The sequence below is a fragment of the Flavobacterium silvisoli genome (genome assembly GCF_004329815.1).
GTDB classification, from domain to species: Bacteria; Bacteroidota; Bacteroidia; order Flavobacteriales; family Flavobacteriaceae; genus Flavobacterium; species Flavobacterium silvisoli.
This window is the reverse complement of the sequence record NZ_SJPE01000001.1, coordinates 248,428-262,657: the sequence shown is the minus strand read 5'-3', so window position 1 is coordinate 262,657 and position 14,230 is coordinate 248,428. Positions and strand designations below refer to the sequence as shown.

The following is a 14,230-nucleotide window of genomic DNA, read 5'->3' as shown; positions in this document are numbered from 1 at the left end:
ATTAGTTTTACTGTTTGTTATAAGCCCATTTCAGGTAGATAGAACCCCATGTGAATCCTCCTCCAAAAGCGGCAAAAATTAAATTATCTCCTTTTTTAAGTTGGTTTTCAAAATCACTCAACAACAACGGAAGCGTTGCTGAAGTTGTATTTCCGTAACGGTGAATGTTAACCAATACTTTTGATTCGTCCAATCCCATACGATTAGCGGTTGCATCTATGATTCTTTTATTGGCCTGATGGGCTACTAACCAATTGATGTCGTCTTTGGTTAAGTTGTTGCGTTCCATGATTTTCTCGCTGACATCAGCCATACCGGAAACAGCGTATTTGAATACGGTTTTACCATCCTGAAAAACATAATGCTGTCTGTTTTGAACAGTTTCTATAGATGGAGGAAGTATAGAACCGCCGGCGTCAATTTTGAGGTATTCTCTACCAATGCCGTCGCTTCTTAAGTACTCATCCTGCAATCCGAGACCCTCGTAATTAGGTTCAAATAATACGGCTCCGGCACCATCTCCAAAAATGATACAAGTGGCTCTGTCGGTATAATCAATTATAGAGGACATTTTATCGGCTCCAATCAATAACACTTTTTTGTAACGACCTGATTGTATGTATGCTGCAGCATTGGACATGCCGTATAGAAAACTTGAGCAAGCGGCCTGTAGGTCATAAGCAAAAGCATTAACGGCTCCGATTTGACTGGCTACGTATACACCGGTAGAGGCAACGGGCATATCGGCAGTAGTAGTGGCCATGATTACCAAGTCTATTTCGGCAGGATTGATATTGGCTTTGGAAATTAAATCCTGAGCGGCTTTGATAGCCATAAATGAAGTGCCTTTTCCTTTTTCTTTTAAAAGTCTTCTTTCTTTGATTCCGGTGCGAGTGGTAATCCATTCGTCATTGGTATCAACCATTGTTTCCAGTACTTGATTTGAGAGTACAAATTCCGGAACATAAGCTCCAACTGCGGTAATTGCGGCTGTTATTGTAGTCATAAAAATGGTATTTTTCCTGTCGATTTTTTGAAATCGAAAAGTTGTGGAAATTACAAAAAAAAAATTATACCGAGGGTGTTTAGAAATGGATATTTCTTAAAATTAAGTAAAACAAAAAACTCCCATAGACTGGGAGTTTGTTTTGTAAAAAAAACTTAATTAAGCAACAGCTACTGATTTATCAATAACTACCTGACCTCTGTAATACATTTTACCTTCATGCCAATAAGCTCTGTGGTATAAATGTGCTTCACCTGTTACTGGGCAAGTTGCGATTTGAGCAACAGTTGCTTTATAGTGAGTTCTTCTTTTATCTCTTCTTGTTTTCGAGGTTTTTCTCTTAGGATGTGCCATTGTACTATATTATTTATCCGTTAATAGTTGTTTTAATTTGTCCCAACGCGGGTCAATATCATCTTCTTTTTTTGCTTCTTCTTTTACTTCTTTAACCTGTAATTCATTTAGTTTTTGCAATGCTTCGGTTTGTAGTGTTCCGTCTTTCACTCCGGGATGTATCCTTTTTTGAGGGATTGACAATACAATCATTTCGTATATGTACTGCGACAAATCAATCTGATGCTCGCCATGCGGCAGTATCAATAATTCATCATTGTCATTATTGAATTCGTCGCCAAACTGTACTACCAGTTTAATTTTACCTTTGATAGGTAAATCAAATGGTTCGCCGGTTAGGTCACACGGAACGTTAACGGTTCCTTTGTGTTTGAAATTGATTTCCAGCATAGTAGTTTTTTTTTCTAAAACTACTTCTACTGTTACATCACAACTTTCGAATTCATCAAAACTAAATTCGTCAAAGAACTTCTTGTTTATTTTAAACTCAAACTGATGCTTTCCTAATTTTAACCCTATAAAAGGAATTAAATATTCATTTGTACTTTTCATCTAAACAACAATTTGACCCGACATTTCGGGAGTGCAAAGATATAAAATTATTGTAATTCCAATAACCTTATGAACATTTTTTTGTTTATAACTGTTTTTCCTTTGTTTTCAGTGGATTTTTGCTGATTTCCAGGTATTCATTTCGCGAGTTATAGATGTCAATTGCTGTGTAAACGGCTTCTTTAAACGAATTGTAATCCGCGATTCCCTTTCCGGCAATTTCATAGGCGGTGCCATGATCAGGAGAAGTTCTTATTTTATTCAGACCGGCAGTATAGTTTACTCCATTGCCAAAAGACAATGTTTTGAACGGAATCAGCCCCTGATCGTGATAAGTAGCAATTACAGCGTCGTATTTTTCATATTGATTACTGCCAAAAAAACCATCGGCGGCATAGGGACCAAAGACTAAAGTACCCTTTTCAAACATTTTTTTCAATGTTGGTCTCAAAATTTCATCGTCTTCTTTTCCGATAACGCCGTTATCTCCAGCGTGTGGATTCAAGGCCAAAACAGCAATTTTAGGTTTATTGATCCCAAAATCCTGAATCAGTGTTTTTTTGACAGTTTCTATTTTTTGAATAATCAGTTTCTCAGTAAGATGTTTGGCTACTTCGTTAACCGGAATGTGGTCTGTCAATAAGCCTACTCTTAAATTGTCCTGAACCATCAACATCAAGGCATTGCCCTCCAGTTCTTGATTTAAGTAATCAGTATGTCCCGGGAATTTGAATTCTTCAGATTGAATGTTGTATTTGTTAATGGGCGCGGTTACCAATACATCAACCTGATTTTCCTTTAAGGCTTTTGTAGCGGCAACAAATGATTTTATAGCGTATTTTCCAATGTTTTCATCGGCTGTGCCAAAATTAAGATCAACCCCTTCGCGCCAAACGTTTAACACATTTATTTTTCCGATTACCAACTGGTCTAATTTGTCAATACCGTGTAAAGGAGCGGTTAAGGCTAATGTTTTTTTAATGAAAGACAACACTTTCACATTGGCAAAAATAACAGGGGTACAAAGTTCCAGCATTCTGGAGTCTTCGAAAGTCTTAAGGATTACTTCGCTTCCAATACCGTTCAAATCTCCTATTGAAATTCCAACGATTATATTTTCTGCTTTTTTCATAAGATGGACAAGTTATTTATTGCTAATTTTGAAGTGCAAATTTAGTAAAATAAAACTACAATGTTTACAGGAATAATCGAAACCCTCGGAATTATAAAACAGCTTCAAAAAGACAACGATAATCTGCATATAACTATTTCTTCACCCTTAGCTCACGAATTAAAAATTGACCAAAGCGTGGCTCATAATGGAGTTTGTTTGACCGTTGTTGCTATAAATGATGATCAATACACGGTAACAGCTATTAGAGAGACTATTGAAAAAACAAATCTGGGCGAATGGAAAACCGGAGATATCATCAATTTGGAACGAGCTATGAAATTGGGTGATCGGTTAGACGGACATATTGTTCAAGGTCATGTGGATCAGACAGGGATATGCAAATCAATAGAAGAGGCAAGCGGTAGTTGGTATTACGCTTTTGAATACGACAGTCAATTCAGTAACATCACTATTGAAAAAGGATCAATAACCGTAAACGGGGTGAGTTTGACTGTGGTGAATTCAAAGGCTAACGAGTTTAGTGTGGCGATTATACCCTATACTCATGAGCATACCAATTTTAAGACGTTTGTTGTTGGGACAAAAGTAAATCTCGAATTTGATGTCGTAGGAAAATATGTAGCAAGATTACATGCTTTAAGGAACTGAAAAAGAAATAGTTTCTGAAATTAAAAAGCTACCTATTCAATGGGTAGCTTTTTTTTATTTAATTGAACGATTTTGTATAATCCGTATGTAAGAGAAATCAACGCCAAAAAAGCTATTCCTCCATCCAAAGGTGTTCCTGGTGGCGGAGGTGGTGTTGAAGGCGGCGGTGGTCCAGGTGCAGCAAATAGGGGGCTTGCCGACAAGAAAAGCACTGCCAGAATAAGAATAATTTTATTCGGGACAATTTTCATAGTGCGTAAAAGTAAAAAAAAAATCTATTCTCCAAAATAATTGCATTCTAAATTCAATAAATTAATATAAAATTAAAGTATTGTCTGTATTGATTTCAAAAACCGTACTGAATCCTCAGTTTGTTAACGGAAAATTTAAACACCCAAATCTGTAAACCATTTTAAACAACAAAGACCTCTGAATTAGAGGTCTTTGTATTGTGGTCCCACTTGGGCTCGAACCAAGGACCACCTGATTATGAGTCAGGTGCTCTAACCAACTGAGCTATAGGACCGGTTAGCAGGCTGCAATATTACTACTATTTTTTTTTCGTTGCAACTATTTTTATGGTATTTCTTGGCAAAGTTCAATCAGGACTCCGTTGGTTCCTTTTGGATGTAAAAAAGCGACCAGTTTGTTGTCAGCTCCTTTTTTAGGTATTTCGTTTAAAATGATAAATCCTTCTTTTTTCAAACGTTCTATTTCGGAAACAATATCAGCTACATCAAAAGCGATATGATGAATTCCCTCTCCCTTCTTTTCCAAAAACTTAGCAATCGGACTCTCCGGATGGGTAGCTTCCAACAGCTCTATTTTATTAGGACCGTTCATAAAGAAAGAAGTTTTCACGCCCTCACTGGCTACTTCTTCCTGCTTGTAAGGCGGATTGCCGAAGAGTTTTTCGAAAAGCAAATTGGAAGTCTCTAAATTAGCTACCGCTATACCTATGTGTTCTATTTTTCTCATTTTAATAATGCTGGATGACTCAATTTCGGAGCGCTAAGTTAATTAAAAAACCAACACTGTGCTTTTCAAAACATAACCACTTAGCAGTCTGGTTGCTCAGTGATTTAAAAAAGCGTATTTTTGCGCCATGGAAACGAACAGACAGAAAAAAATAGGCAGTGTATTGCAAAAGGATTTGGTGGATATCCTTCAGGGAGAAGTCCGTAAAAACGGAATTACTAATTTGGTGATTTCGGTTTCTAAAGTAAGTGTAACTACTGATTTATCGATTGCCAAAGTATATTTGAGTGTTTTTCCACAAGACAAAGCGGCTGAATTGCTTGAAGCAGTGAAAACCAATGCGCCTCTTATTAAGCATGACTTGGCACAAAGAGTAAAACTGCAATTGCGCAAAGTGCCTAACTTGGCATTCTATATCGATGATTCATTGGATTATATTGAAAAAATAGACAATGCTTTGGCCGGAAAAGAAAATCCTATTGAAAACCGCGACCTTTTAGATAAACGCAAGAAATTTTAAATTGAATTTTCCGCTTTACATAGCCAAACGCTACCTCTTTAGTAAAAGCAACAACAATGCTATTAATATTATAACAGGTATTGCTGCGGTGGGTATAATTGTGGGCGCCATGGCTTTATTTGTAGTGCTTTCGGTGTTTAGCGGTTTGCGTGATTTTAGTTTGTCATTCTCTAACGACTTTGATCCGGATTTAAAAGTCAATCCCTCTGCCGGAAAATATTTTTTTATTACACCACAACAGGAAAAAGAAATTGCGTCGATTGAAGGGATAGCTTCATACAGTAAAGTAGCCGAAGAACGGGTGCTTTTCTTTTTTAAAGGAAAGGAAATGGTGACCTACTTAAAAGGAGTTGACGCTAATTTTACCCGAACCAATATTCTTGCTAAAAATAATATTTTTAACGGACAATGGTTGAAGCCGGAGACTTATCAGGTGGTGGTAGGTTACGGCATCAGCGATAAACTATCACTCGGATTGTTTGATTTCAATAATCCGTTTGAAGTATATGTGCCCCGAAAAGGCAAGGGTGTTATCCAAAGTGAAGAAGAAGCGTTCATCAAAACCAATCTGATTCCGGTAGGGATTTATGCCATTAGTGAAGACTTAGACGGCAAGTATGTCTTTTGCGATTTGGCTTTGGCACGGGAATTATTGGAGTTGAAACCCAACCAAATTTCCGGTTTAGAAATCAAAGAGAAGCCCAATGCTGATGAGACTGTGATTGTTGAAAAGCTGAATACTGTTTTTAATAACAAAGTTACCATCAAGAACAGGGCACAGCAAAACGCGACGCTATACAAAATGCTCAATACCGAAAATATAGCCGTGTATTTGATTTTTACTTTGGTGATTGTTATCGCTCTTTTCAATTTAATCGGGGCTTTAATCATGATGATTTTAGATAAAAAAAGCAACCTGAAAACCCTTTTTAATTTGGGTTCCGAAATCAAGGATTTAAAGAAAATTTTCCTGCTTCAGGGTAGTTTGTTGAGTGTTTTGGGCGGAATTGCGGGGCTGCTCTTGGGGATAATCATAGTTGTGATTCAACAACAGTTTAAATTAGTTATGATTACCGATACGTTAGCCTATCCGGTAGTTTTCAGCATTCAGAATGTCCTGATTGTATTGGCTACCATTGTCCTGTTGGGAATAATTTCCAGTTGGATTGCCAGCAGCCGTGTGAGTAAAAAATTATTGGATTAAACAAATTGATAATTAGCGTAAGCATCCCGAATTTCCTCAAAAATCTGCAATAAAGCGTTGTGATCATCGGTAGTTACCAAACGTTGCTTAAAGTCTTTAAAGCCGTGAATGCCTTTGAAATAATTGGTGTAGTGACGACGCATTTCTACTATGCCCACCCGTTCTCCCTTCCATTCCATTGACCAAATCAAATGATTGCGGGCAGCTTCAATGCGGTCTTTCATGCTGGGCTGAGGCAAATGTTCTCCGGTGTTGAAGTAATGTTTGATTTCGTTAAAAATCCACGGGTAGCCAATGGCGGCGCGACCAATCATAATACCATCAATGCCGTATTTGTTTTTATATTCTAATGCTTTTTCGGGCGAATCGATATCGCCGTTTCCAAAAATGGGCATCGCAATTCGGGGGTTGTTTTTCACCCGGGCGATGTGTGACCAATCGGAGTGGCCTTTGTACATTTGTGCTCGGGTGCGAGCGTGAATAGTTAAAGCTTGTACCCCAACATCCTGAAGTCTTTCGGCTACCTCATCAATGTTGATGGAATTTTCGTCCCAACCTAAACGGGTTTTTACGGTTACCGGCAAATTGGTTCCTTTGATGACGGCTTTGGTTAAGCGCACCATCAAATCGACATCTTTTAACACGCCGGCCCCGGCTCCTTTGCACACCACTTTTTTTACCGGACAGCCAAAATTGATGTCTACTAAATCGGGTTGTACTGTATCGACAATTTTGGCTGACATTTCCATTGCTTCTTCATCGCCGCCGAAAATTTGGATACCAACCGGTCGCTCATAATCAAAGATGTCGAGTTTTTGGCGGCTTTTGATGGCGTCGCGAATCAGTCCTTCCGAAGAGATGAACTCTGAGTACATTAAGTCGGCACCGTGGAGTTTGCACAAACGACGGAATGGAGGGTCGCTCACGTCTTCCATGGGTGCCAGAAGTAGTGGAAAATCAGGTAATTGGATGTTGCCGATTTTGGGCATAATGTTGATTTTTGCGCAAAAATACGATTTTTAAAAGAAAAGTTGAAAGCTATCCGAGCAAAGACTGCTTTTCGGCTTTGAAACTGATGAATTTAGCCTATATTTGCGGATTAAATGCGTGAAGGATGGGAGCAAGTACCGTGTACTGCGGACAGCCTGGCCCGCCTTGGCGGGACACGCCCCAAAGATTGATTTTTATAGAAGATGAAGAATATTAGAAATTTTTGCATTATTGCCCACATTGACCACGGAAAAAGTACGTTGGCCGATAGATTACTTGGTGCTACGCAAACCGTTACCGCTCGTGAAGAGAAAGCGCAATTGTTGGATAACATGGATTTGGAGCGTGAGCGCGGGATTACCATTAAGAGCCACGCCATTCAAATGGAGTACAAATACAAAGGCGAAGATTACATCCTGAACCTGATTGACACTCCGGGACACGTGGATTTTTCGTACGAAGTTTCCCGTTCGATTGCGGCTTGTGAAGGGGCGTTGTTGATTGTGGATGCTGCGCAGAGTATTCAGGCACAGACGATTTCAAACCTCTATTTGGCTTTGGAAAACGATTTGGAAATTATTCCGGTGTTGAACAAAGTGGATTTGCCTAGTGCGAACCCGGAAGAAGTGAGTGATGATATTATTGATTTGTTAGGATGTAAGTTAGAAGACATCATCCACGCTTCGGGGAAAACCGGGTTTGGAGTAGAAAATATTCTAGCGGCTATAATCGAAAAGATTCCGGCGCCTAAAGGCAGCAAAGAAGAACCTTTGCAGGCGTTGATTTTTGACAGTGTGTACAATCCGTTTCGTGGAATTGAAGTTATTTTCCGTGTGAAAAACGGCGAAATTCGCAAAGGTCAGAAAATCAAGTTCATGGCTACAGGCAATGAATATTTTGCTGATGAAGTTGGGACATTAAAATTGAACCAAGTGCCGAAAGATGTGATTTCAACCGGAGATGTTGGGTATTTGATTTCGGGGATTAAAGAAGCTAAGGAAGTAAAGGTTGGAGATACGATTACCGATGCTAAAACTCCAACGACAAATATGATTGTAGGTTTTGAAGATGTAAAACCGATGGTATTTGCCGGAATTTACCCGGTAGATACAGAAGATTATGAAGATTTACGCGCTTCGATGGAGAAGTTGCAATTGAACGACGCTTCATTGGTGTTTGCACCGGAGAGTTCGGCAGCATTAGGATTTGGTTTTCGATGCGGATTCCTGGGGATGTTACACTTGGAGATCATTCAGGAGCGTTTGGAGCGTGAGTTTGATATGACTGTGATTACCACGGTTCCGAACGTATCGTATTTGGCGTATACCAAAAAAGAACCGGATACTCCGATTGTAGTGAATAATCCGTCGGATTTGCCGGAACCGTCTAAGTTAGACCGCGTAGAGGAGCCATTTATCAAGGCTACAATTATTACCAAATCGGATTTTGTGGGTAATGTAATGAGTTTGTGTATTGAAAAACGCGGTATCATAACGAATCAAACGTATTTGACTACGGAGAGAGTAGAGTTGAACTTCGACATGCCGTTGGCGGAAATTGTATTTGATTTTTACGACCGATTGAAAACGGTTTCCAAAGGTTATGCTTCGTTTGATTACTCTCCGATAGGTATGAGAGCGTCAAAATTGGTGAAATTAGACGTATTATTGAACGGAAATTCAGTAGATGCTTTGTCCGCTTTGATACACGAAGACAATGCGTACAACATTGGTAAAAAGATGTGTGAAAAACTACGTGAATTAATCCCGAGACAACAGTTTGATATTCCTATTCAGGCTGCTATCGGAGCTAAAATTATCGCACGTGAAACCATCAAAGCCCTGCGTAAAGACGTTACGGCCAAGTGTTACGGTGGAGATATTTCGCGTAAGCGTAAACTCTTGGAAAAACAGAAAAAAGGAAAAAAGAGAATGCGTCAGGTAGGAAACGTAGAGATCCCGCAAGAAGCTTTTATGGCGGTATTGAAGTTGAATGATTAAAAAGGACTAAGATTCAAGTATTGAGATATTGAAACCCGGCGCAAAAGTGTCGGGTTTTTTTATTGGGATAAACCTTAGAACCTTAGTATCTTTGCCTTTTAGAACCACATAAAGATGTTAGAAGATAAAACTCCGCAGCGTACTTCCCTTTCACAATTGGGCGAATTTGGCTTGATTACTCATTTGACCAAGAATTTTGATATCAAACAGCCTTCGACGATAAAAAGTATAGGAGATGATGCTGCTGTGCTTGATTTTAAAGATAAAAAAGCAGTGATTTCTACTGATTTGCTGATAGAGGGAGTGCATTTCGACTTGTCCTATATGCCCCTGAAACATTTGGGTTATAAGGCGGTTGTGGTCAATATTTCCGATATCTGTGCCATGAATGCAAAACCGACACAAATCACCGTTTCTGTGGCAGTTTCCAATCGTTTCCCTTTGGAAGCTTTGGAAGAGTTGTTCGAGGGAATTGCTTTGGCTGCTAAGGTTTACAATGTTGATGTTGTTGGCGGTGACACTACTTCTTCGCAGAAAGGATTGATTATATCCATAACTGCCATTGGAGAAGCCACTGCAGAGGAACTTGTGTACCGTGACGGAGCAAACAAAGGCGATTTATTGGTAGTAACCGGAGATTTGGGTTCGGCTTATATGGGATTGCAGGTTTTAGAGCGTGAAAAGCAAGTGTTTCAGGTAAATCCGAATAATCAGCCTGACTTGGATGCTTATACATATATAATTGAGCGTCAATTAAAACCGGAAGCCCGACATGATATTAAAATTTTATTGGAAAAACTGGAAGTAAAACCAACCGCTATGATTGATATTTCGGATGGATTGTCTTCAGAAGTCATTCACATTTGCAAACAAAGCAAAGTAGGATGCAATTTGTATGAAGAAAAAATTCCGGTAGACCCTGAATTTATAAGTGTTTGTGAAGAATTCAACATCGATTCGACCACAGTAGCCATCAATGGAGGAGAAGATTATGAATTGCTGTTTACCATTGCTTTAGAAGATTACGATAAAATAAAGGGCAATCCGAACTTTACGGTAATTGGCCATTTAACTCAGGAAAGTGAGGGGATTCATTTGATTACAAGGGCTAACACCAAAATTCCCTTGAAAGCCCGAGGCTGGGATGCTATGGAGGTTTAAAAAAGCGATACCGAAGTATCGCTTTTCCCCCTAAGTCTTGTAAATTAAGCTGTAGTTTTAAGATATACTACCTCTTTTAGAATCTACAAATACTAACCCTGAAATCATTCTGCTAAGTTAATCATTGTAGACAAGGAGGTAATTACGGTTTCCCGCATATTTCGTTACGGTTTCCCGTAAAATCGTTAAATGACACCTTTATTTTTGGCTTCATTGATTAAATCAATGTCGTTTCCGCCTTTTACTTCCAATATTTCTCTGATGTTGAGTTTTCTTTTTTCAACGGCGCTTAAAGAAAGTGGAATGTACTGAGGTAAGTCTTTTGTTTTTACCCCTTTTGACAGATGAAATAAAATTTGTTTGTCAAAAACATCTAACTCAATATTGTTGTATTGGGCTTGTCCTACCAATTTGATAACCGTTTGACTGTAATAGCTTTCGTTTTTAATGATTTTGTCAAAAGCGAAGAGTAATTCGTCAAAGGTTAAGTCGTTTTTGATGATTAATCCGCTGGGATTAATGGTTTTGATGATGTTGTTTATTTTAAGTAATTCAGTGTGCATGGTTAGCAGAATTACTTTGCAATTGGGCATTTCTGTTTTGATAAGCATGGCAAGATCCTCTCCGGAATAGATGCCTTTTTCGGCATACTCTGGCATGCTGATGTCAAAGAAGGCAATGTCGAATGCTTTGGATGAGTCTACGATGTTTTCATAGCCGCTTTTGCAGTTGTTGGCTTGTGTTATGATAAATTCATATCCTTGTTGGCTGTATTTGTTGATGGCATTTTTGTAGGCCTCTATGATGAACGGATGATCATCTACTATTAAAATATTGATTGGGCTTGTCATGTTTCTTCTGTAATTAGTTGTTGTTTTGTTTCTATAGGTAAGGTAATGACTATTTTTGTTCCGTGATCTTTTTTAGAGGTGATGTCTATAATTCCCTGACAGTCATTGGTTCTCGATATCATGTTTTGCATACCGATACCTTTGCTTTTTCGGTTGACATCAAATCCGACACCATCGTCTTGAATTTTCAAATATACATTTTCTTTATCGCCTTTTACTTCAACGGTTATAGTTTTAGCATTGGCGTATTTGTTTATGTTTTGCAGTCCTTCTTGCAGTATGCGGTACATATTAATCTTGATATTGTTACTCACCTTATCCCAGTCAACACTGGTGTCTATAGTATAAATCAGATTGGCGTCGTGAGATGATTTTTGTTCTTCGAGTAAATTGTGAACGATAGAGACAAAGTTATTAATTAATACTTGCTTTTCTCTGTTCAAATCATGTGAAATTTCACGAATATCCTGCTCAATAGTTTTCAGTTCATTGAGGAGTTCAAATCTTCTTTTGATGGATTCTTCGTCATTGTTGTGGTTAAGGCTGTCGAGATTCAAACGTAGACCAAACATTCTTCCGAGCACGCCATCGTGCAAATCTTGTGCGAGTCTTTTCTTTTCTTTATTGCGGCTTTCGTCTATGATGGCCTGCTGTGACATCATGAGGTTGTAAATGTCTTCATTGGCTTTCTGCTGGGCTTGTTTGTACAACAACTCTCTAGTTCGTGCGCGTTGAGCTCTTACCACAAACAATAAAACTACAACTATAAACGAAACTACAAAAATATACAGGAGGTTTCTGTTTTTTTCTTCTAAGTTCGATTTTTCCTGAATGATTTCGTCGGTTTCATATGCTATACGGGCGAATTTTTCTTTTGTAATTCTTTCGGCTTGTTGAATACTATCGTTGAGTTTAATGTAATCACTATAATAAAGAGATGACTTTTTTTTATCGATTAATGAAAGTTGTTTAAGTGCAGCTAAAACATCTCCTGAAGAGTTTAATTTTTTCGCTTGTTGTAAAGCATTTTTAGAGTAGAAAATAGCTTTTATTGTATCTTTGTTTTGAGAAAAATATTCTGAAAGATGTATTTTATTTATTACACCAGTTGAGAGATTCAGACTATCAGCTATTTTATAGGTTTTGATGAATAATTTATATGCTTCTGATTTTCTATTTAATTTAAACATTGAATATGCTAAATTATCATATAGTTTTGTGTATAATTCTGGGTTATCAATGAATAAATTCTCATCCTTTAAAGCTAAATTAAAGTTGAGTATTGCTTCTTTATGATTGTTTAAATTTTGATAAACAACTCCTAAATTGTTTAATGTGACTGATTTATAATGGTTTACGCTGTTTAAATTTTTTGTTGATGCGACGTTAAGTGCTTTTTTGTGGTATATTATCGCATTGGAATAATTTTTAAGTTCGTTTGAACTTATCGCTATGAAATTATAAGCAAAATATTCTTTTGAATAGTCTTTAAATTTTGACAAGTATCTTAATGATAAACTTGATGATTGTTCACAACCTGAAAAATCACCAATATTAACTTGAACATAAGCTTTTTCTAAATAATTTTTACCAAGATTCAAACTATCCTTTGTTTTGAAGAAGAATTTTTCTGCTTTAACAAAATAAACGTATGAGCTATCAATTTTACCAGTATCTATATAATGGTTAGCTAAAGCATTATATGATTTTGCAATAGAGGAAGTGTCTTTAGCCAATAATGATATTTCTATCAAATAATTAATTGATTTTAAGAACTCGGTGTTTTGATTTAACAATTTAAAGTTCTTAGCAACTTTCAATAAATCAACCCTGTTTTTTAAATTGTTTCCTTGTAACTTTAAAATTAAAAAAGCCTTTCGGTTGTTTTTTAATTTATCCTGTAATGATATTTTAATGTTTTGTTGGGAAGATAGGTAAATAGATAAGCTGTCTTTAGTCGGTTTTAGAGAAGTATTTTCCTTATTGCTTTTATTGCAATTGTAGAAAAATAAAAAGAAAGGAATTAATATGATTACTTTTTTTCTCAAGATGTAAATTTGAGTTGCTAAAATACTAAAAGTAATACAATATCAATAAAAAAAAGACTTTCAGCTAACTGAAAGTCTTTTTTTGTATTTTTAAGATTCTTAATTATATTGGTCTTGGAGTTACTTGACCTCCAATCTCATTTGTTACAGGTCTTGGAGTTACTTGACCTCCAATCTCATTTGTTACAGGTCTTGGAGTTACTTGACCTCCAATTTCAAATGCCACTGGCCTTGGAGTTACTTGACCTCCAATCTCATTTGTTACAGGTCTTGGAGTTACTTGACCTCCAATCTCACTTGGAGTCGTAAATGATGTAACTATAAGCATTAGTGCTAATAAGCCGAAAGTTGTTGCTAATTTTTTCATAATTTGAGACTTTTTATTGTTAATGTTTTGTTTCGTTTTTGTGGTGTGTGCAGTCAGTTTGATTTGAGGCTGTTGCACTTTCACGATGTAAAACTAGAAAGGATGTCTCTCGGAAGCCCTATATTTAGAGGTGTTTATGGTAGAATGGTGTCGTTTGATAGTGAATGAGTGTCAAATACGAGGGAATGGTTTTTTGGTTTTTGAGTTTTTTCAACAAAAAATGGTTCTTAAGAGTTTTTTAAAATAGTTTTCCGGTATTCAGAAAGGGAAATGCACAAGTGGGGTGCACAATAGTAAAGTGAAGAAGGGTCTGATATTCTCAATCTTAGCATATAATCCTTTTTATACTGGAGCTGATTCTTGATAACAGAATCACGAATGTCTATGAGATATTTTGAATAAGCTTATTTACGATA

Annotated in this window: 15 protein-coding genes and 1 tRNA gene; 6 read left to right on the top strand and 10 right to left on the bottom strand. The window is 37.3% G+C overall.

Annotated elements, in window-relative coordinates; genetic code table 11:
- Positions 1 to 7 precede the first annotated feature (7 nt).
- The 4 genes from EZL74_RS01080 to pdxA all read right to left on the bottom strand — a co-directional run bounded on the left by EZL74_RS01080 (position 8) and on the right by pdxA (position 3,044).
- Positions 8 to 1,006, bottom strand: a complete 999-nt coding sequence (locus tag EZL74_RS01080; protein ID WP_131474736.1) for a beta-ketoacyl-ACP synthase III — start codon at positions 1,004 to 1,006, stop codon at positions 8 to 10.
- 159 nt (positions 1,007 to 1,165) lie between these two features.
- Positions 1,166 to 1,360 (bottom strand): 50S ribosomal protein L32, encoded by a 195-nt coding sequence (rpmF, locus tag EZL74_RS01075; protein WP_073308476.1) that lies wholly within the window; start codon positions 1,358 to 1,360, stop codon positions 1,166 to 1,168.
- A gap of 9 nt (positions 1,361 to 1,369) precedes the next feature.
- Entirely contained in the window at positions 1,370 to 1,912 is a 543-nt protein-coding gene (locus EZL74_RS01070) for a YceD family protein (protein ID WP_131474735.1), read from the bottom strand.
- Positions 1,913 to 1,997: 85 nt separating this feature from the next.
- Positions 1,998 to 3,044 (bottom strand): 4-hydroxythreonine-4-phosphate dehydrogenase PdxA, encoded by a 1,047-nt coding sequence (pdxA, locus tag EZL74_RS01065; RefSeq protein ID WP_131474734.1) that lies wholly within the window; start codon positions 3,042 to 3,044, stop codon positions 1,998 to 2,000.
- Between the two features lie 60 nt (positions 3,045 to 3,104).
- Between pdxA and EZL74_RS01060 the strand changes: the two genes are divergently transcribed.
- Entirely contained in the window at positions 3,105 to 3,695 is a 591-nt protein-coding gene (locus EZL74_RS01060; protein ID WP_131474733.1) for a riboflavin synthase, read from the top strand.
- 72 nt (positions 3,696 to 3,767) lie between these two features.
- The gene (locus EZL74_RS13075; protein WP_154669973.1) at positions 3,768 to 3,986 is read left to right on the top strand and encodes a hypothetical protein; all 219 of its coding nucleotides are present in this window, start codon (positions 3,768 to 3,770) and stop codon (positions 3,984 to 3,986) included.
- A 161-nt stretch (positions 3,987 to 4,147) separates the two neighbouring features.
- On the opposite strand, the gene EZL74_RS01050 is transcribed toward EZL74_RS13075, so the two are convergent.
- Positions 4,148 to 4,221, bottom strand: a tRNA-Ile gene (locus tag EZL74_RS01050).
- 50 nt (positions 4,222 to 4,271) lie between these two features.
- Positions 4,272 to 4,673, bottom strand: coding sequence for a methylmalonyl-CoA epimerase (gene mce, locus EZL74_RS01045; protein WP_131474731.1), 402 nt, complete (start codon positions 4,671 to 4,673; stop codon positions 4,272 to 4,274).
- A gap of 127 nt (positions 4,674 to 4,800) precedes the next feature.
- Here mce and rbfA point away from each other — a divergent pair, with 127 nt between their 5' ends.
- A complete protein-coding gene (gene rbfA, locus EZL74_RS01040; protein ID WP_131474730.1) occupies positions 4,801 to 5,193 on the top strand; it encodes a 30S ribosome-binding factor RbfA in 393 nt (130 codons plus the stop codon).
- Position 5,194: 1 nt separating this feature from the next.
- Complete coding sequence (locus EZL74_RS01035; RefSeq protein ID WP_161971676.1) at positions 5,195 to 6,397, top strand: ABC transporter permease; 1,203 nt, start codon at positions 5,195 to 5,197, stop codon at positions 6,395 to 6,397.
- Here the strand turns inward: EZL74_RS01035 and dusB are convergent.
- Positions 6,394 to 7,386, bottom strand: a complete 993-nt coding sequence (dusB, locus tag EZL74_RS01030) for a tRNA dihydrouridine synthase DusB (protein WP_131474729.1) — start codon at positions 7,384 to 7,386, stop codon at positions 6,394 to 6,396. The two genes, EZL74_RS01035 and dusB, sit on opposite strands and share 4 nt — an antisense overlap.
- 204 nt (positions 7,387 to 7,590) lie before the next feature.
- On the opposite strand from dusB, the gene lepA reads away from it, so the two are divergent.
- Together lepA and thiL are read left to right on the top strand one after the other, a co-directional pair.
- Positions 7,591 to 9,387, top strand: a complete 1,797-nt coding sequence (gene lepA, locus EZL74_RS01025) for a translation elongation factor 4 (protein ID WP_131474728.1) — start codon at positions 7,591 to 7,593, stop codon at positions 9,385 to 9,387.
- 114 nt (positions 9,388 to 9,501) lie between these two features.
- Entirely contained in the window at positions 9,502 to 10,548 is a 1,047-nt protein-coding gene (gene thiL / locus EZL74_RS01020) for a thiamine-phosphate kinase (RefSeq protein WP_131474727.1), read from the top strand.
- Between the two features lie 185 nt (positions 10,549 to 10,733).
- On the opposite strand, the gene EZL74_RS01015 is transcribed toward thiL, so the two are convergent.
- The 3 genes from EZL74_RS01015 to EZL74_RS01005 all read right to left on the bottom strand — a co-directional run bounded on the left by EZL74_RS01015 (position 10,734) and on the right by EZL74_RS01005 (position 13,814).
- Positions 10,734 to 11,399 carry a response regulator gene (locus EZL74_RS01015; protein WP_131474726.1) on the bottom strand — a complete coding sequence of 222 codons (666 nt, stop codon included), beginning with the start codon at positions 11,397 to 11,399 and terminating at the stop codon, positions 10,734 to 10,736.
- A complete protein-coding gene (locus EZL74_RS01010; protein WP_131474725.1) occupies positions 11,396 to 13,447 on the bottom strand; it encodes a tetratricopeptide repeat-containing sensor histidine kinase in 2,052 nt (683 codons plus the stop codon). The genes EZL74_RS01015 and EZL74_RS01010 overlap by 4 nt, the downstream gene beginning before the upstream one ends.
- A 103-nt stretch (positions 13,448 to 13,550) precedes the next feature.
- A complete protein-coding gene (locus EZL74_RS01005; RefSeq protein WP_131474724.1) occupies positions 13,551 to 13,814 on the bottom strand; it encodes a hypothetical protein in 264 nt (87 codons plus the stop codon).
- Positions 13,815 to 14,230: the final 416 nt, after the last annotated feature.